Origin of the sequence: Desulfovibrio sp. TomC (assembly GCF_000801335.2) — a bacterium.
Classification (GTDB): Bacteria; Desulfobacterota; Desulfovibrionia; order Desulfovibrionales; family Desulfovibrionaceae; genus Solidesulfovibrio.
This window is the reverse complement of the sequence record NZ_JSEH01000013.1, coordinates 60,105-78,725: the sequence shown is the minus strand read 5'-3', so window position 1 is coordinate 78,725 and position 18,621 is coordinate 60,105. Positions and strand designations below refer to the sequence as shown.

Here is an 18,621-nt window from a genome sequence, read left to right as displayed (position 1 = left end):
GTCTCTCATGGCCGTACGCAGCGGCGGGTTTGTCGGCAAGGTCTTGCGCGTGGATCTTTCTACGGGGAAAATCAGCGCCGAGGAGACGCTCGAGCGCTATGCGACGCTGCTCGGCGGAGCCGGGATAGGCTACAGGGTGCTCTGGGACGAGGTCCCGGCCGGGACCGGCCCCTTCGATCCGGCCAACAAGCTGACCTTCGCCGCCGGGGCGCTGGTCGGCACGAGCGTGCCGTGCAACGGACGCGCCACCGTGACCACCATCTTTCCCACCTGCTGGCCCAAGCCGCTGGTCGGGTCGGGACACATGGGCGGCCATTTCGCGGCCAAGCTCAAATACGCCGGCTACGACGCTCTGATTGTGGAGGGCAAGGCCGAAAAACCCGTGTGGCTCATGATCCGCGACGCCCAGGTGGAAATACGCGACGCCAGGCATTTGTGGGGCACGGGCATCCGCCGGACCACCCAGGAACTCAGCCAGGAGATGGGGCCGGACTGCGTGGTGGCGGCCATCGGCCAGACCGGGGAAAACCAGGCCCCCATGGGCATGGTGGTCAATTCCGTCTCCCACTCGGCCGGCGGGGTGGGCGGGGTGATGGGCGGCAAAAACCTCAAGGCCGTGGCCGTCCAGGGCAGTGGTGCTGTGCGCATCGCCGGGGACAAAGCCGCTTGGGAGAAGCTGATCAAGTTCCATCTCTCCATTCTGGGCGGCAACAACCAGCACGTCGTGCCGAGTTTTCCCACGCCCCAGGCCGAATACTACAATCCGGCCTCCCGCTGGATCGGCCAGCCCGGCAAGCGCTGGGGCGCGGCGAAACCGCCCGTCGAAATCAACGGCAACATCCACGACCCGAACCGTATCGCCTACCGCACCAACAGCGCGGCCTATTTCCTGGGCGACGAGGCCTGGAAATACACCGTGCGCGGCAATGGCTGCACGGCCTGCCCCATCCGCTGCCACACCATGCTCAAGATGCCGTCGGTGACCACCAAGTACGGCATCCCGGACACAGGCCAAAACACCTGCGTCGCGCTCATGTTCGGCCGGTCGTTCTTTACGCAGCTCGCCGGCAAGAAAAACAGCGAGGTCGCCATAGAGGCCTGTATGGTGGGCATGCATCTGGCCGACGACCTGGGCTTGTGGTCCAACTACGGCCAGCTGCAACGCGATCTGCGCAAGCTCTACGAGGGCGGCTATCTCAAGGCCCGGCTCGGGTCCAAGGAATACGCCTCCATCCCCTGGGACAAGTACGACAACGCCGATCCGGCCTTCCTGCTCGATTTGATCCCCCGCATCGCCAACCGCCAGGGCGAACTCGGGGAGGTCTTAAGCCGGGGCACGGGCGCGATTTTCGACCACTGGTCCATCCCCGAGGCACAGTGGGCCGAGGACCATACCACGACCTATTGGAAGATGGGCCATCCCAAGCACCATGCCAACGAGGACGACGGCCAGTGCGGCGTGATCATCAACACCCAGTACAACCGGGATGCCCAGTGCCACTCCCACACGAACTTCGTGCGAAACGGCCTGCCCCTGGATGTGCAGAAAAAACTGGCCGCCGCCATCTGGGGTTCGCCCGACGCCTTGGACGCCCCCGGAGACTACACGCCCGCCAACGTGCACAAAGCCAAACGGGCCAAATGGTCGCTTGTGCGCAAGGAATTACATGACGCGCTGGGGGTGTGCAATTGGATGGGTCCCTGGGCAGCCTCCCCCTTGCAAGAGCGCGGCTATGCCGGGGACGACAGTCTGGAGTCGAAGTTCCTGAGTCTGGCCACCGGGCAGGCCATGGATCGGGAGGAACTGGACCGGGCCGGAGAACGGATCTTCACCCTCCACCGGGCGCTGACCATTCGGGACATGGGGCAGGTGGACATGCGTGCCGCCCACGACCTCGTGCCGCCCTGGGTCTTTAAGGACCAAAACGGCGCCGCGCCGTTTACCAAAGGGAGCATCCGCATGGACCCGGACGACATCGCCCGGGCCATGGATTTCTTTTATGAGGTCATGGGCTGGGACCAAAAAACGGGAGCGCCCGGCAAGGCCCGGTATGCTGAACTTGGGCTCGCGGACGTGGGCGAGGCCCTTGACGCGGCCGGGTTGACGCCGAAGGCAGAGAAATGAGCGAAGCCGACGAGGACGACCTGGCCCGAGCGGCCCTCGAAACGGTCCGGGAGGCCAGCGCCGCCACGCGCCTGATCGCTGCCGATGAAATCTTGGATCAACTTCTGGCGCGCGGTTTCGCCGAGCGCCTTGAAGCGCCGCCGGAGGCTGATCCGTGCCTGCGGGTGGCTGCGGTTGTGTCCGGTCTGTCTGGCATCGCATCATTTGAAAGTCTGTCCGGCCGTACTTTATACCACGATCTGGCGCTGCTCAGTCGCACGTACGCCCGCATCCTGGACCACAAAGATGCCGTCGAAGTGCTGTTGGCTGAGGAAATTCGGTCGAATTCCCGGGATTACCCACGGCCCGTGCCGGTGGATCTCTTCGAGAAATCACCCTTCGAGCTGGCCCCGGAAACCATCAAGGCAGCCCTCAAGGCCCTGTCCTGCGGCCAGGAATTTCGGGATATCACTTCTCTCACGACCGCTGCAGGGGCCGTGTACCTGTTCTCCACCCTGTACCTGAAACGTGGCTATGCGGTCTTTCTCGCCGAACAGGATGCATCGTTGGCCATGAACCCGTGACGCGAGGCTGGCCCAAACAATGCGGGCGTCCATCCCCATGGGGATGGACGCCCGTCAATGCAGCATGCCCAGCGGAAACGGCCTCAGTGCCGCAGACTCATCTTGTAAACGAGCGTGCCAAGCAGGGCCAGAAACACCAGTGCGCCAGCTATGGCGCCGATATCCATCAGACTCATGACCGACTCCTCGGGGGTGTCCCCAAGTCGCCGACGGGCGGCTGCCGTCGTCCGCCGGGTTTGCGTCCGGCGATCTCGTGCGGCGTCCGGGCCCCGGGCGGGCGGTCTCCGCGAGTCCGGGTCTCGATGATCAGGCCTTCGCCCCACCAAGGGACGGGTGTCCGGTCACTGTACGTGACACGAGGGGGCGTTGGTTGTTACGTTCGTTTCTGCCAGGACCGGCCGATCTCCCCACACGCCCGGGCCTTGCCGCAAGATCCGAATCCCCTACTCAGGACGATCCGCAGCGCACGGCGGCCCAGCAACTCCGGGATACGCCCGGCCCGGAGCACGCACAAGCGTTATTTGAGAAATCAATCACAAAGACCGCCCCCGTGTCTCGGAAAATACTGTTAGTACAATATAATTATTGCAAAAAGAAATTTTTAGCCTGCCAATGTCCACTCCAAATCAAACCACTCGATCCAGATCTTTAAAGAAACAGGGCTCACAGTCAGATCCCGCCGCCATCCACAAGCGGCACGCCCAGGGGGCGCTGCTGTGAGATGCGCGCCCCCGGCGGCAGATCGGTTGTCACCCAGACATTGCCGCCAATGACTGCCCCCTGGCCGATGGTGATGCGCCCGAGCACGGTTGCCCCGGAATAGATCACCACGTCGTTTTCGACCACCGGATGGCGTGCGCCTCCCTTGACGAGCCTGCCTTGCCCGTCCTTGGGAAAGCTTTTGGCTCCAAGGGTCACGCCTTGATAGAGCCGCACATTGTCGCCGATGATGCAGGTTTCGCCGATGACCGTGCCGGTGCCGTGGTCAATAAAAAACCGGCGGCCGATCACCGCGCCGGGATGGATGTCGATGCCTGTCGCGGCGTGGGCCATTTCGGTCAGAATGCGCGGAATGAGGTCCACGCCAAGGGTATGGAGCACATGGGCCACACGGTAATGGGTCAGGGCGACGAGACTTGGGTAGCAGAAAATGGTCTCGCCCGGACTGCGCGACGAGGGGTCGCCTTCGTAGGCGGCCTGGGCATCCTCAGCCAACAGTTCCCGCAGCTGCGGCAGGGCGCCAAGAAACTCTCCCGTCAGCCGTCTGGCCCGGGCGTCGCAGTCCTGGCATTCCCCGCCCCGTTCCAGTTCGCAAAAAAAGCAGTACCCCCGGCGGACCTGATCGGTCAGCAGGCGGTCCACCTCGAACAGGTTCGCCCCGATATGGTAGCGCATGCTCTCCGGGCTGACGCTCGAGTTGCCGAAATAGCCCGGGAAAAGGACGGCCCGAAGCCTGTCCATCAGTTCGGACAGGGCCGCAACCGACGGCATGGGCTCGTCGTGCAGGGGCCGGTGATAGACCTTTTCGTAAGAAGCCGGATCGCACAATTGCTCGGTTGTCAGCTCCAGGACGCTGTTGATCTTGGCCTGTTGTCGAAATTCAGACATGGCGGACCTCCGGGATGAACAGGCACACGGGTGAAATGCCCCGGCCAACGCGACTGCATCGAAAAAAAGTGCGGGGCCGCACGATCACACGGGGCGACGCTCACGTCGGGCGGTGCGGACCTTGATGAGTTCGGCCACGATGGAAACGGCGATTTCCACAGGCGTGTCGCCGCCAATGGGCAGACCAATGGGGGCGTGGGTTCTGGCCACGTTTTGCCGGGAAAACCCCTCCTCGATCAGTTCTTCCAAAACCGCCACCACCTTGCGGCTCGATCCGATCATGCCGATGTAGCCTGCGTCCGTGTGCAGGGCATTGATCAGGATTTTGCGATCCTGCTTGTGGCAACGCGAGACGATGACCACCGAACTGGCGGCGTCGAGGCTGCGGCCGGCAAAGCAATCGTCAAACGCGGGCAGCACGGCCACCTCATTGGCCAACGGGAAGCGTTCGGGGCTGGCGAACTCCGCCCGGTCGTCCAGAACAATGACCCGGAAATCGGCCATGGCCGCAATCTGGCAGGTCGGCCGGGCGATGTGCCCCGCGCCGCAGATATAGACGGGATCGGCTGCCGGGAACGGCTCCAGGAAGTACGCCTCCGCCCCCCACACCGCCCTGGACGGCGAGAACAGATTGTGGCCCAGCCGACCGGCCTCGCGGACAACGGCATCGGGCAAGCCCCCGGCCAACAGGCGGCCGTCGCCGGAAAGCAGCGCCCGTGCGCCGCCGCCCGTGGCCTGGACATCCAGCGACGAGACGAGCAGGCAGGTTTGGTTGGCCGCCTGCATCGCGGCCACTGTTTGAAAGAGCGCCACGTTGCCCGGAGTCGGATCGATGCGTTCCAGAAACACCTGGACGATGCCGCCGCAAATGGCGTCTGCCCCGTCGCCGATCGCACCCGAAAGATCGATTTCGAGCACTTGCGGCTGCCCGGAAGCCATGGTTTCAACCGCAGCGTTTATGGCCTGGCCTTCCAGCGGACCACCGCCCACTGTGCCGGCGATGTCTGCGTTTTCAAAGAGCAGCATCCTGGCTCCGGCCGGCCCCGGGGCCGAGCCGTCCTTGGCGACGACGGCGGCAGCCACCACACTTTCCCCACGGCCGAGAGACGCGTTTAAAATGTCGATAAGACCTCGCATGGCCGGCTCCTATTTGGTGTTTATGCCGAGGCGACCCGGCCCAGCCTCCGGGCCTCGGCCGCCACTGTGGGGAAGACAGTCAAGAAAGCCTCGACCTCTTCCAGGGTGTTCATCCTGGACAGCGACAGGCGAAGGGTGCTTCGCTGGTAACGTTGGGGCAGACCCATGGCCGCAAGGACATGGGAGGGCGCGGCGTTTTGCGACTGGCAGGCCGAGGTGGTCGAGACAGCAAAATCCCGGTCGTCAAGTTCGGCCAGCAGGATTTCCTGGGGTGCGTCGCCAACGCCGAGGCTTAGGGTGTTGGCCAGGCGCGGCGAGGCCCGGCCATGGATGGCCAGGTCGTCAACGGCGGCCAGAAGGCCCTCTTCCAGATGGTCGCGCAGTTGGGCCAGATGGCCCTGGCCGCCGACTGCGAGAAAGGCCCGGGCCAGCTCGGCCGCCTGGCCACACCCCACGATGCCGGCCACGTTGTGGGTGCCGGCCCGGCGTCCGGCTTCCTGCCCGCCGCCAAACAGTAGCGGCGTCAGCGGCGCTCCCCGGCCGACAAAAAGCGCCCCGACTCCCTTGGGGCCATGGAACTTGTGGGCCGAGAGGGTCAGATAGTCCACGGGCAGATTTTTAAGCGACAAGGGCTCCTTGCCGATCACCTGCACCGCGTCGCAGTGGAAAAGCGCCCCTCTGGAGCGCACAAGCTGCGCGATGTCCGCAATCGGCCACACCACCCCGGTCTCGTTGTTGGCCCCCATGAGGCTGACCAGGGCCGTATGCGGGGTGACCGCCTCGGCCAGGGCCGCCAGATCGAGCTGCCCCTGGCCGTTCACCGGGAGAAAGACCACTTCCACCCCCCTCTGGTCGCGCAAATATTCCAACCGACGCAGGACGCAATGGTGTTCCACAGCCGAGGTGACCACCCGTTTTTTGGCCGGATCGGCCAGCACGGCCGAAAGGATGGCCGTGTTGTTGCCCTCGGTGCCGCAACTGGTGAACACGAGCCGGTCGGCCGAACAGTCGAGCAAGGCCGCAACCTGCTCCCTGGCCGTCTCAACGGCCACTTTGGCCCGGTGGCCGAACTGGTGGGGGCTTGACGGGTTGCCGTAGCATTCGCGCAGATAGGGCAACATGGCTTCGAAAACCTGGGGATCAAGGGGGGTGGTGGCGTTGTTGTCGAAATAGACGGCTGCCATGGGACACCTCCTGGTCAGGACAGATCGAGCATGCGGTCCAGGGCCAGTCGGGCCGGCCCGGCCACGTTCACAGGCACCCGGACCGCCGGCGGCGGCTCCCCTGCCGCCAACCCCTCCAGCACGCGCAAGACGGACAGCGGGCGCGTCCGGTACATGTTGGCGCAAATGGCCTGATGCGGCGACAGGGAGACCACCAGCTTGTCGGGATTGCGCCCAGCCAGCCGGGCCACGAGGTTTATCTCCGTGCCAACGGCCCACTTGCTCCCGGCCGGCGCGGCATCGACGGCCCGGGCGATCATTTCCGTGGAGCCATAGGCGTCGGCCGTCCGGATGACCTCAATGGGACACTCGGGATGGACGATGACCCGGATGCCCTGCTCCTGTTGTCGCCAGGCGGCTGCGTCTTCGGGGAAAAACATCTGGTGCACCACGCAAAAGCCGTTCCAGAGATAGACCCGGGCCGCCCGCACGGCCTCGGGGTTCAGGCCGCCAAGGGGCAGGCCCCGATCCCAGACCAGCATGTCGGCAAGGGGCACGCCGAGATCCTGGGCGGTGATCCGGCCGAGATGCTCATCGGGAAAGAAAAAGACCTTGGCGTCCTGGGACAAGGCCCAGGCAAGGACGTTGCGGGCGTTGGACGAGGTGCACACCGTGCCGCCATGGCGACCGACGAAAGCCTTTAAGGTGGCGGCAGAGTTGACGTAGGTAATGGGTATGACCCTGCCGGCCTGGGCGCGGGTCAGGCTTTCCCAGGCCCAGTCCAGGGCCTCGGGGGTGGCCATGTCGGCCATGGAGCAGCCGGCCCGCTGTTCGGGCAGATAGACTGCCTGGTCCGGGCCGGTCAGGATGTCGGCCGTCTCGGCCATGAAGTGCACGCCGCAAAAAATGATGTGCCGGGCCGAGGTCGCAGCCGCCGCCTGGGCCAGCATCAGGGAATCGCCCACGGCGTCGGCCACGGCGACCACCGCATCACGCTGATAATGATGGGCCAGGATCAGGACATCACGGCCGAGGCGACCTTTCAGTTCGCGGATACGCGCCGCTGCCTCGTCTTCGGTCCAGTCCCGGGGATCGGACGCTGCCTGCGCTTTGGATTCCATGGATATTCCCTGCTCTGGGTCGGGCAACCGCGCCGCCCGTCTTTTTCATCATCAACTCGATCAGGTTGATAACTTCACGCGCCCGAGACGTCAACAATTTCATAGTTCAGACATATGGAATAAGCTGCCGCCTATTTTCGGATGCGCAGGCAATACGTGTTGCCGGACACATGGTGCGTACCAAGGACAACATGGCCGTCCACGCCGATTTCCGGCAGCAGGATATTGCGGCTGTAGCGTTCCCAATAGGCATCCTCGCGTTCCACTTCCATACACCCTCCGGCCGAATGCGTCCCGGCCGCCCGCCATGGCAACGGACAGCCGGGACGCGTCGTGACGACGGACGTCCCGGCCCTAGGCCTCGCCCACGCCATCGAAAAGAATGGTGGACAGATACCGCTCGGCCGCGTCGGGCAAGACCACCACAATGGTCTTGCCGGCATACGTCGCCCGACCGGCCAGCCGCACCGCCGCCGCCACGGCCGCGCCCGAGGAAATGCCGGCCAGGATGCCTTCTTCCCGGGCCAAGCGGCGCGAGGCGGCCACGGCTTCGTCGTTTTCCACCAGCTCCACCCGGTCGATGACGGACAGGTCCAAAGTGTCCGGGATAAAGCCGGCCCCGATGCCCTGGATCTTGTGCGGTCCTGGGACAAGCGGCGCGCCCTCCAGGGCCTGGGTGATGATGGGACTCCCCGCCGGCTCCACGGCTACGCTCTCGATGTTTTTTCCCCGGTTCTTTTTAATGAAACGGGAGATGCCGGTGATGGTGCCGCCCGTGCCCACGCCGCTGACAATCACATCCACGGCCCCGTCCGTGGCGCTCCAGATCTCGGGACCGGTGGTCTGTTCGTGAATGGCCGGATTGGCCGGATTTTTAAACTGCTGGGGCAGAAAATAACGCCCCGTGTCCGAAGCGGCGATGGCCTCGGCCCGGCGCACGGCCCCGGCCATGCCTTCCCCGCCCGGGGTCAGCACCAGCTTCGCTCCCAGAAAGGCCAGCACCCGGCGACGTTCCAGGCTCATGGTTTCGGGCATGGTCAGCGAGATGGCGTAGCCCTTGGCCGCTGCCACGAACGCCAGGGCAATGCCGGTGTTGCCGCTGGTTGGCTCAATGATCTCCATGCCCGGACGCAATACCCCGCGCCGCTCGGCATCCTCGATCATGGCCGCGCCAATGCGGTCCTTGATGGAAAAGGCCGGATTGCGGCCCTCGATCTTAGCCAGCACCGTGGCCCCGGTTCCGGCGGCCAGACGATTGAGGCGCACTAGCGGCGTACCGCCAACCGACACCGAAGCATCCGTAAATACCTGCGACATAGCCTTACCCTCCATGTTTCACCGTTGCCGGCGGCCGCCGCAACCCGACTCCCGGGCGGGACTCCCCGGCGACTGGTCGTGAGCCATTCGCTTTAATCACTATCTTGATCATGTTGATGATGTAATAAAATGCCATTTTCCGTTTGTCGAGTCTTTTTCGCCGGCCCGCGCCGCGAAAGATGGATCGCGTTGCGCCTTGGAAAGGCAAAACCGGCTTTTACGCTGTCGGCAAAGGGGGGTGGTCACAGCCTTCGGGACACGGCGTTGCCGGTTGCCCCGGCCATGGCCGATCCAGGCGGCGCGCATGCCCAGGCCCCTGCCCCACGGTCCGCCCCAGAGTCGAAAGCCGGGACAACACGCACCGGGCGCAGGCCTCGCCGGTTTCGTCCAGACAGGGTTTGCCTGGATAGAGCAGGTAGTCCCCGCGTCGGGCCACCGGGGTGGCGCTGGGCATAAAGACATTGGCCCCGCGTATAAGGGCCAGATTGCGGCCTGTGCCCGGAAACAGGGCGTCAAAGGCCGTGGTGGCCGGAATATGGGTGTCGGGGTTGACCAGCCGGGTCACGGCCAGGGCCACGAAATGCCGGTCCGGGTCCAGGGCGTAGGCGTTTTGCGACCGGCCAAGGGGCGTGTCGGGATGGGGCAGAAACGGCCCCAGGCCGATCATGTCCAGGTCGAGCTCACGGCACAGCAGGATGTTGTCGGCCAGAATCTCCAGGGTCTCCCCGGGCAGGCCGACCATGAAGCCGCCGCCGGTTTGAAGGCCCAGGCTCCGCAGGTCGCCCAGGCAGCGCAGGCGCTCAGACAGGTCGCAATCCGGGTGCAGGTGGGCAAAAAGCGTTGGATCGCTCGTCTCAAAGCGCAGGAGATAGCGATCCAGGCCGCAGTCCCGCCACAGGGCGTAGACGTCGCGGGGACGGTTGCCCACGGACAAGGTGACGGCCAAGCCCGTCTCGGCCTTGATGCGACCGATCAACCGCCCCAGGGCCGCGTCGCCTTCCCGACTCGGAGCCTCGCCCGATTGCAGCACGATGGTCGTCTGGCCCACACCCTCCATCCGCCGGGCAAGATCCAGAATTTCGGCGTCGTCCAGGCGGTAGCGGGCCACCCGGTGGTTTGCGGCCCGAATGCCGCAGTAGAGGCAATCATTGGCGCAGCTATTGGAGAATTCCACGATCCCTCGCAAATAAACCGCATCGCCCATCCGCTCCCGGCGCACCGTGTCGGCCTGGTCAAACAAGGCCTGCTTATCCCGGGTCGCCCTGACTCCCAGCAGTTCCAGAACGGCTTTCCTGTCCCATCGTTTTTGTGCCCGCATGACGCTCCCCTCCCCGCTCTTGATTTGTATACAAATTCAGTATGAAATTGACCGCTGTTGTGGCTCCCCCCCCCCACAACGGACGCTGGAAGCCTTCGGCAAAACAGGCCTACCACCATTTCATCATCAATTCGATAAAAAAAATAATTTAAATTAACTTACTGTAATTTATAAAGTTATCAACAAAGCCTGGGTTTTTCCTCTTGACCAGGGAAGACGCAAATTCTACCACTAAATCGACCAAGTTAATGATATTTAAAACGCATCCATGCCACCGTCGCAACCGACAGATCCGAGGAGCCTGCCATGACCACCGCCGCCAGACCGCCCGCCGTCGGGAACGCAGGATTTGCCGTGGACAACCTTCGCTTTGTCCAACAAGGACGCACCCTGCTTGCAGACCTGCGCCTTCGGGTCGCGTCCGGGGAATTCGTCTGCCTGTACGGGCCGGCCGGCTGCGGCAAGTCCGTCCTGCTGCGCCTCCTGGCCGGATTGGAGATTCCGTCGTTTGGCAGCGTCTCCTTTGCCGGCCGACCGGTAGCCGGCCAGGACATCGAGCGAGGCCTCATTGTGCACGACAGCGGGCTTTTCCCGTGGCTAAGCCTCACGGACAATCTGGTCATGGCCATCGACGCGGCCCATCCCGACCTGCCGGCGGCCCATTCCAGGAAGCGCGCAAAGGACTATCTGGCCCTGGCCGGACTCCACGAGGTCGGGGACAAGCATCCCCTGGAACTCTCCCAGGCCCTGCGCCTGCGGGGAACCCTGGCCCGGGCCCTGGCCCTGGATTCGCCGGTTCTGCTGCTGGACGACCCGTTGTGCGTTTTCGAAGCGTCCGAGCGGAGCGAACTTCAGGAGCTGCTGGCAACGCTTTTTGACGCTGCCCTGCCCCGAAGGACCATCATCCTGGCCACCCAGGATATTGACGAGGCCCTGGCCCTGGCTGACCGCATCATCGGGCTTGGTCCGACTGCCGGGCCGGCCATCGTCGATGTGGACGTTCCCGTCCCCCGGCCCAGGGAACGAAACACCCTGTATGACGCGCCGCAGTTTCAGGCGCTTCGCCGCCGCATCAACGACAGCTACCGCCAGGAGCGGCGACAGCGCCTGGCCGCCCGGGAATTTTTCGGGTTTGGCGAAGGGATTTAGGGCTGCGCCCGGCCAGTGCCGCCGCCCAAGGGCGTGTCGCGCGACGGGCTTTCGCCGCAGCGAGAATCGGCCGGGAAACCGAAAAGCCCCAGCCTGACGCGAGAGGGGCGACGCAACCAGGAAGGAGGAAGAGGCCATGCACCCCGAAAGCTACCTGGCCCAATGCGGTTCCCGGTGGGACAGCCGGACCGGGGCCGTGTCCATGCCTGTCTATCAGACCGCCACCTTCAAACACCCGGGCCTGGGCCAGTCCACCGGGTATGACTATTCCCGCAGCGGCAACCCCACCCGGGCCGTGCTGGAGGAAACCATGGCCTGGCTCGACGGCGGCTGCCGGGGTCTGGCCTTTGCCTCGGGCATGGCCGCCCTGGACTGTCTGGCCCGGCTGTTCGTCCCGGGAGACAGGATCGTCGTCACCGAGGATCTCTACGGCGGCACCTACCGGCTTTTCGAGCGTCTCTACCGACCGCTGGGCATCGAGGCCGTCTACGTAGACACTGCCGATACCAGGGCGGTGGCCGCAGCCCTGGCCCAGGGAGCCAAAGCCCTGCTGGTTGAGAGCCCGACCAATCCCCTGCTCAAAATCGCCGACTTGCGAACGCTTGGGTGCTTGGCCCGGGAGCATGGGGCGCTGTTTGCCGTGGACAACACCTTCATGACGCCCCTGCTCCAGCGGCCGCTTCATCTTGGCGCCGACGTGGTTGTCTACAGCGCCACGAAGTACGTAAACGGACACGACGACGTGGTGGCCGGCCTGCTCGTGGCCCGGGAGCCGGAGGTGGCCGAGCGGCTGGCTTTTTTCCAGAACGCCGCCGGGGCGGTGCTCGGGCCGCAGGACTCCTGGCTGGTCCTGCGGGGCCTTAAGACCCTTGCCGTGCGTCTGGCCCGCCAGCAGGCCAACGCCCAGGCCGTGGCCGCCTTTCTGGCCGCTCATCCGGCCGTGGCCCGCGTTCATTATCCGGGCCTGCCGGACCATCCCGGCCATGACCGGCAGCGCGGGCAGGCCGCCGGCTTCGGGGCCATGGTTTCCTTTATGCTAAACGATCCGGCCAAAGCGCCCGACATCCTGGCCGGGGTGGAGTTGTTTCTTTTTGCCGAGAGCCTTGGCGGCGTGGAATCGCTCATCACCCTGCCGGCGGTGCAGACCCATGCCGATATCGAACCGGGCACCCGCGCCCGGCTCGGCGTGACCGACGGCCTGCTGCGCCTGTCCATCGGCCTGGAAGACCCGGCTGACCTCGTGGCCGACTTGGCCCGTGTCCTGTAACGCTCCCCTGGCCCAACAAACCCCAAAGGCGGTTGCCATGGACCTGACCACCCTGCTCATCCATCCCGATCCGTCCGGAACGGATCACCAAGACGGCTTCGGCGATCTGGCCCCGCCCATCCACCAGACCTCGACCTTTGCCCAGGCCGACCCGCTCTGCCTTGGCCCCTACGATTATTCCCGAAGCGGCAACCCGACGCGCGGAGCCGTGGAGTCGGCCATCGCCAGCCTGGAAGGCGGGACGCGGGGCTTGGCCTTTGCCTCGGGCATGGCCGCCATTTCCAGCGTGTTGCTGCTCTTTTCCCCGGGCGATCACATTGTCGCCAGCCGCGACCTTTATGGCGGGGCCTACCGGGCGCTGACCACCCTGTTCGCCCGCTGGGGGCTGGAGACCACCTTCGTTGACGCAACCGACGTTGTTGCGCTGTCCCGGGCCGTGACCCCCCGCACCCGGGCCGTCTATGTGGAAAGCCCGTCCAATCCGCTGCTCACCGTGACGGATCTGGCCGCCGTGGCCGCCCTGGCCAAGGAATACGGCCTCGTTGCCATCATCGACAACACGTTCATGACGCCTTTTCTGCAACGCCCCATTGCCCTGGGCTTTGACATTGTGCTCCACAGCGCCACCAAGTTCCTCGGCGGCCACAGCGACGTGGTGGCCGGTCTGGCCGTCACTGCCGACCCAGCCACGGGCCAACGGCTCCAAGCCGTCCAAAACACCTTTGGGGCCGTGCTCGGCCCAAAGGACAGTTGGCTGCTGCTTCGCGGCATGCGCACCCTGGCCGTGCGTTTGGCCGCCGAACAGGCAACAGCCCAAACCCTGGCTCCGTGGCTGGCCGCCCGGCCGGAAGTGGCGCGCGTCCACTACCCGGGCCTTCCCAGCCATCCCGGCCAGGTCATCCACCAGGGGCAAGCCGACGGACCCGGAGCGGTGATCAGTTTCGAACTCCACGACGCGACGGCAGCCAAACTCTTTATGCGGGCGCTGCGACTGCCCAAACTGGCGGTCAGCCTTGGCGGCGTCGAGTCCATCCTGTCCTACCCGGCCACCATGTCCCACGCCGCCATGCCGCCGGCCGCCCGGGCCGAGCGCGGCATATCCGACGCCCTGGTCCGCCTGTCCGTGGGGCTGGAATCGGCCAACGACCTCATGGAGGATCTTGACCAGGCCCTGGTCAAGGCAGCGCCCGGGGACTGAGGCCGGTCCCGGACGGCTTGACACAAGCGGACCGGAGCACTAATCATCACCATGTTGATCGTTTTTATTAATGTCACAGAGGCTGCCGCCGACGTCTCCCGTCGTTGCTTGTTTCCCGGAGCTTCAGGCGGTCCCGCAGGAGAAAGCCATGGCAACTGTTCATTCCGTGTGTATCAGTGCGCGCAAGGGTGAAAAGAAACATCCGGTCGACGCCGTGACCCTGTGCGTGGATTTCGGCATCGAAAACGATGCCCATGCCGGGTCAGGCCGCCAAGTAAGTCTGCTGGCCCTGGAAGGGGTGGAGCGGATGCGCGAAAAGCTCGCCACCATCGTTCCCGGTGATTTTGCCGAGAACCTGACCGTGGCCGGCTTAAACGAACTGGGCCTTCTCCCGGGCAGCCGGGTCCGGGTGGGGGAGGCCGTGCTGCTTGAGGTCACCCAGATCGGCAAGGAATGCCACGGCCATGGCTGTGCCATTATGCGGGCTGTCGGCACTTGCGTTATGCCCAAAGAAGGCATCTTCGCCCGGGTGCTGACCGGCGGAATCGTCCGGCCGGGCGACGCTGTTGCCGTGGCCTGAAGGCTTGCCGCCCAGGATGCCGGCCCCGGGACGACGCCCTTCGCAGGCCGAACACCCGCAGCGTGTTGCGATGACGGTCCAGGGCCGACGCCCTTCGCAAGGCAAACACCCGCAGCGTGTTGACGCAAGCCTGCGGCAGCCGGTAGAGTGGCATGGTTTTCTCAAGGACTCAAAACAGGCCCTGGCGGGTCCTCTCCGGCTCGTGTGGCGTTCACAAAAAAACATCTATGTTTTTTGTGAACAAATAGAATAAGTTCAACGTGTTGGTGCTTGGCAAACTATACCGGCAATTACCAAAGACAACACTAGGCCAAGTGTAAAGGGAGCAGAAACCTGGATGTGGGTCACGCAAAAATGCCAGTATGCCTTGCGCGCGTTGTTTGAACTGGCCAAACGCCAGGGCGAGGGGCCTGTCCGGTCCATCGACATCGCCACGAACCAGGCCATTCCCAAACGCTTCCTGGAAGTCATCCTCCACCAGTTGCGACAAGGCGGTTTCGTGGATTCCCAGCGTGGCAAGGAAGGCGGTTTTTTTCTCAGCCGCCCGGCCCAGACCATCACCGTGGGCGAAATCATCCGCTTCATTGACGGTCCTCTGACCCCTGTGGACTGCCAGTTGGACAAACCCCATTTCACCTGCACACTCAAAGGCAATTGCGCGTTCATGGGCCTCTGGGACGAAGCACGCGAAGCTCTGGAGCGCGTCTATGACACCAAGAACCTCAAAGAAATGGTCGACCGGGAAGAAGCCCGTCTGGGCGCACAAATTCCGCAGTACAGCATCTAAAAGAGAGCACCAGATCCCGCCATGCGGGGATCATGACAGATTTTGCCCCCCCATTTGTACCACAACACCGCATAAAGAACGTATCCATACATAATTTTGGTTTTTATCTTCCGGAATGCAATGATTGCCGCCGCCAAGGGGATCAAGGCTCACTGGGTTGCCCCAAGCTTTTCATACCGACGAGTCAGCTTGCGGAACCGGTGAAACCAAGAATGGCCGGCCTCAACGACCCACCGGCATGGGTTGTAAGAAGCATTTTCCACCTTCTTCCGTTGTTCTTCGCTGCGAGAGCGCACAGGCGGCTCGTATCCGGCCGCGAGAATTCCGTTGCGGAGAGCTTCTCCCGTGTATCCAGCCTCAGCACATAATTTTTCGGACTCGGACTCCATGACCGGCTCGGCAATCTTGTTTGCCGGCGCTGCAACATCCCTCCCCGTCAGGACATTTCCGGTTCGCCAGAGTCTATCCCAAATCCCGGTTTTCCTGGGCTGGAGAATCTATTTCAGAGCTCCCCGGCAGGGAGTTTTGGCGCCAGCCCCCTCTGCCCCAGTGGGAGAGAGGGAGCCCATCCTCGGGTGTATGGCGGAACGGACCTTACGCCTGCCGACGCGCCTGACGCCGGCCTATCCCCCGAAAGGGGGGGAACAAATCCCCCTTTCGGGGGATAGGCAAGGGGAGACTTTTTAGGTCACGCTTTTATAAGAAAATGGAGAAGAAGGATCCGGTCCAGGGGAAGGCAGGGATGCACCAACGCGACGGCGCAACGATACGAACATTTTTGACTGGAAGCAAAGAGAAAATACGCATGTAGCATTGCTATGAAGCCTGGGCCGCTTCGCCAACCTCAACTGCCAGGAGGATTGCGTCATGACCAGCAGTATTGAGAAACAATTGTTGAGCAGGATCGATGTGCTGCATTTGCCCGGTCCGACGCCCCGTGTCGAGGCCATACGGGAACGCTTCATCTCCCTGACTCCCGAAATCTGCGTGGAACGGGCCCAATACATCACCGAATCGTATAAGGAGACCGAGGACCAGCCCATCCACATCCGCCGGGCCAAAGCCCTGGAGAAAATCCTCGGCCAGATGACCATCTTCATCCAGCCCGACGAAATCATCGTCGGCAACCAGTGCACCAAGCCCCGCGCCGCGCCGGTCTTCCCCGAATTCTCCTGCAAATGGCTGGAGGACGAACTCGATCGCCTGGAAAAACGCACCGGGGACGTCTTTTTGATCTCCGAGGCCAAGAAAGCCACCCTGCGCGCACTCTTTCCCTACTGGAACGGCAAGACGACCAACGAACTGGCCACGGCGCTTATGCCCCAAGCCGCCAAGGAAGCCCAGAAATACGGCGTGTTCACTGTCGGCAATTACTATTTCAACGGCGTAGGCCACATCTCCGTCGACTATGCCAAGGTCCTGGACAAGGGCCTCGACGGCATCATCGCCGAGGCCCGGTCCGAACTGGCCGGCCTGGACATGACCAATCCCGAGCACCTGGCCAAGATCACCTTCCTTGACGCCGTGATCATCGCCAACCAGGCAGTCATCGCCTTTGCCAAGCGCTTTTCCGATCTGGCCGCCGGGATGGCTGCCAAGGAAGCCGACCCGACCCGCAAGGCCGAACTGCTGGAGATCGCCCGGGTCTGCGCCGCGGTGCCGGCCTCACCGGCCCAAACCTTTGCCGAGGCGCTCCAGTCCTTCTGGTTCATCCAGCTCGTCTTGCAGATCGAATCCAACGGCCACTCCATCTCGCCCATGCGCTTCGACCAGTACCTGTTCCCCTATCTGTTGCGGGACAAGGACCTCGGCATTGAAAAAGCCCAGGAGTTGCTGGACCTGCTCTTCATCAAGTTCAACGAAATCAACAAGGTGCGCGACGAAGGCTCGACCAAGGCCTTCGGCGGCTACCCCATGTTCCAAAACCTCATCGTCGGTGGCGTGGACCGGGAAGGCGAAGACGCCACCAACCCCCTGTCCTACATGTGCCTCCAGGCCACGGCCAACACCCGGCTCTACCAGCCCTCCATCTCCATCCGGGTGCACAGTGAAACGCCCCGGGCCCTGTACGAGAAAGCGGCCGAAGTGACGCGCCTGGGGCTTGGCATGCCGGCCTACTACAATGACCGCTTCATCATCCCGGGTCTGCTCAGCCGGGGGCTGACCCGCGAAGACGCCCGGGACTACGGCATCATCGGCTGCGTCGAACCCCAGGTCGGCGGCAAGACCGAGGGCTGGCACGACGCCGCCTTTTTCAACATTGCCAAGGTTCTCGAACTGACGCTCAACAACGGCGTCGACCCACTTTCCGGCGAGCGCCTCGGCCCGGCAACCGGCGACCTGACCACCTTTGCCACCTACGACGACCTCATGGCCGCCTACCGCAAGCAGATGGAATACAGCGTCAGGCTGCTCGTGGTCAGCGACAACGCCGTGGACGTGGCCCACGGCCAGCGCGCCCCGCTGCCCTTCCTGTCCTCCCTGGTCGACGACTGCATCGCCAAGGGCAAGTCCCTCCAGGAAGGCGGCGCGCATTACAACTTCACCGGCCCCCAGGGCGTCGGCGTGGCCAACGTGGCCGACTCCCTGGCCGCCCTGCGCAAGCTCGTCTACGAGGACAAGGCCCTCAGCCTCGGTGAGCTCAAGGCGGCCCTGGCCTCGGACTTCGCCGGCGTCGAGGGGGAAAGCCTGCGCCAGATGCTTGTCAACCGCGCGCCCAAGTACGGTAACGACGAGCCCTATGCCGACGAAATCGCCCACGAAGGCGCCCTGATCTATTGCAAGGAAGTCGAGAAATACGCCAACCCCCGGGGCGGGCGCTTCCAGCCCGGCCTGTACCCGGTCTCGGCCAACGTGCCCCTGGGCACCGTCGTCGGGGCCACCCCGGACGGACGCAAGGCCGGCACGCCCCTGGCCGACGGCGTCTCGCCGGTCTCGGGCATGGACCACTCCGGCCCCACGGCCTCGGTCAAGTCCGTCACCAAGCTCGACCACGTCATCGCCTCCAACGGCACCCTGCTCAACATGAAGTTCCACCCGAGCGCCCTCAAGGACGGCCAGGGCATCTCCAACCTCATCGCCGTGACCGAGACGCTCTTTAACGGCGGCGGCACGCACATCCAGTACAACGTCATCAGCAAGGACACGCTCACCGACGCGCAAATGCACCCCGACAACTACCGGGGCCTGGTCGTGCGCGTCGCCGGCTACAGCGCGTTTTTCACCTCCCTTGACCGCTCCATCCAGGACGACATCATCTCGCGTACCGAGCAGATGTTCTAGCCGTCC

General features: G+C 63.9%; 16 protein-coding genes. 8 read left to right on the top strand and 8 right to left on the bottom strand.

What is annotated here, in order from left to right:
- Nucleotides 1-7: 7 nt before the first annotated feature.
- A complete protein-coding gene (locus NY78_RS13635) occupies nucleotides 8-2,125 on the top strand; it encodes an aldehyde ferredoxin oxidoreductase (RefSeq protein WP_043636983.1) in 2,118 nt (705 codons plus the stop codon).
- Complete coding sequence (locus NY78_RS13630; protein WP_043636980.1) at nucleotides 2,122-2,688, top strand: hypothetical protein; 567 nt, start codon at nucleotides 2,122-2,124, stop codon at nucleotides 2,686-2,688. Before NY78_RS13635 ends, NY78_RS13630 begins: the two co-directional genes overlap by 4 nt.
- 669 nt (nucleotides 2,689-3,357) lie before the next feature.
- Here NY78_RS13630 and epsC read toward each other — a convergent pair.
- The 7 genes from epsC to hydE all read right to left on the bottom strand — a co-directional run bounded on the left by epsC (nucleotide 3,358) and on the right by hydE (nucleotide 10,352).
- Nucleotides 3,358-4,296 (bottom strand): serine O-acetyltransferase EpsC, encoded by a 939-nt coding sequence (gene epsC / locus NY78_RS13625; protein WP_043636977.1) that lies wholly within the window; start codon nucleotides 4,294-4,296, stop codon nucleotides 3,358-3,360.
- A gap of 84 nt (nucleotides 4,297-4,380) precedes the next feature.
- The gene (locus NY78_RS13620) at nucleotides 4,381-5,433 is read right to left on the bottom strand and encodes an XdhC family protein (RefSeq protein WP_043636974.1); all 1,053 of its coding nucleotides are present in this window, start codon (nucleotides 5,431-5,433) and stop codon (nucleotides 4,381-4,383) included.
- 20 nt (nucleotides 5,434-5,453) lie between these two features.
- Nucleotides 5,454-6,617 (bottom strand): cysteine desulfurase family protein, encoded by a 1,164-nt coding sequence (locus tag NY78_RS13615; protein WP_043636971.1) that lies wholly within the window; start codon nucleotides 6,615-6,617, stop codon nucleotides 5,454-5,456.
- Between the two features lie 14 nt (nucleotides 6,618-6,631).
- Nucleotides 6,632-7,717, bottom strand: coding sequence for a quinolinate synthase NadA (gene nadA / locus NY78_RS13610; RefSeq protein ID WP_043636969.1), 1,086 nt, complete (start codon nucleotides 7,715-7,717; stop codon nucleotides 6,632-6,634).
- Between the two features lie 131 nt (nucleotides 7,718-7,848).
- The gene (locus tag NY78_RS24720; protein ID WP_156180939.1) at nucleotides 7,849-7,989 is read right to left on the bottom strand and encodes a hypothetical protein; all 141 of its coding nucleotides are present in this window, start codon (nucleotides 7,987-7,989) and stop codon (nucleotides 7,849-7,851) included.
- Nucleotides 7,990-8,071: 82 nt separating this feature from the next.
- A complete protein-coding gene (cysK, locus tag NY78_RS13605; RefSeq protein ID WP_043636967.1) occupies nucleotides 8,072-9,034 on the bottom strand; it encodes a cysteine synthase A in 963 nt (320 codons plus the stop codon).
- A gap of 217 nt (nucleotides 9,035-9,251) precedes the next feature.
- Complete coding sequence (gene hydE, locus NY78_RS13600) at nucleotides 9,252-10,352, bottom strand: [FeFe] hydrogenase H-cluster radical SAM maturase HydE (RefSeq protein ID WP_053062213.1); 1,101 nt, start codon at nucleotides 10,350-10,352, stop codon at nucleotides 9,252-9,254.
- A gap of 306 nt (nucleotides 10,353-10,658) precedes the next feature.
- Between hydE and NY78_RS13595 the strand changes: the two genes are divergently transcribed.
- From NY78_RS13595 to NY78_RS13575, 5 genes are all read left to right on the top strand, one after another.
- Nucleotides 10,659-11,501 (top strand): ABC transporter ATP-binding protein, encoded by an 843-nt coding sequence (locus NY78_RS13595; protein WP_047960187.1) that lies wholly within the window; start codon nucleotides 10,659-10,661, stop codon nucleotides 11,499-11,501.
- A gap of 136 nt (nucleotides 11,502-11,637) precedes the next feature.
- Nucleotides 11,638-12,768: a trans-sulfuration enzyme family protein gene (locus NY78_RS13590; protein WP_043636964.1), complete on the top strand. Its 1,131-nt coding sequence runs from the start codon at nucleotides 11,638-11,640 to the stop codon at nucleotides 12,766-12,768.
- A 37-nt stretch (nucleotides 12,769-12,805) separates the two neighbouring features.
- Complete coding sequence (locus NY78_RS13585; RefSeq protein ID WP_043636962.1) at nucleotides 12,806-13,966, top strand: trans-sulfuration enzyme family protein; 1,161 nt, start codon at nucleotides 12,806-12,808, stop codon at nucleotides 13,964-13,966.
- A 148-nt stretch (nucleotides 13,967-14,114) separates the two neighbouring features.
- Nucleotides 14,115-14,546, top strand: coding sequence for an MOSC domain-containing protein (locus tag NY78_RS13580; RefSeq protein WP_043636959.1), 432 nt, complete (start codon nucleotides 14,115-14,117; stop codon nucleotides 14,544-14,546).
- A 337-nt stretch (nucleotides 14,547-14,883) separates the two neighbouring features.
- The gene (locus NY78_RS13575) at nucleotides 14,884-15,333 is read left to right on the top strand and encodes an RrF2 family transcriptional regulator (protein WP_043636956.1); all 450 of its coding nucleotides are present in this window, start codon (nucleotides 14,884-14,886) and stop codon (nucleotides 15,331-15,333) included.
- A gap of 149 nt (nucleotides 15,334-15,482) precedes the next feature.
- On the opposite strand, the gene NY78_RS25765 is transcribed toward NY78_RS13575, so the two are convergent.
- Nucleotides 15,483-15,722, bottom strand: a complete 240-nt coding sequence (locus tag NY78_RS25765; RefSeq protein ID WP_082140015.1) for a transposase — start codon at nucleotides 15,720-15,722, stop codon at nucleotides 15,483-15,485.
- Nucleotides 15,723-16,200: 478 nt separating this feature from the next.
- On the opposite strand from NY78_RS25765, the gene NY78_RS13570 reads away from it, so the two are divergent.
- Complete coding sequence (locus tag NY78_RS13570) at nucleotides 16,201-18,615, top strand: glycyl radical protein (protein WP_043636953.1); 2,415 nt, start codon at nucleotides 16,201-16,203, stop codon at nucleotides 18,613-18,615.
- Nucleotides 18,616-18,621 lie beyond the last annotated feature (6 nt).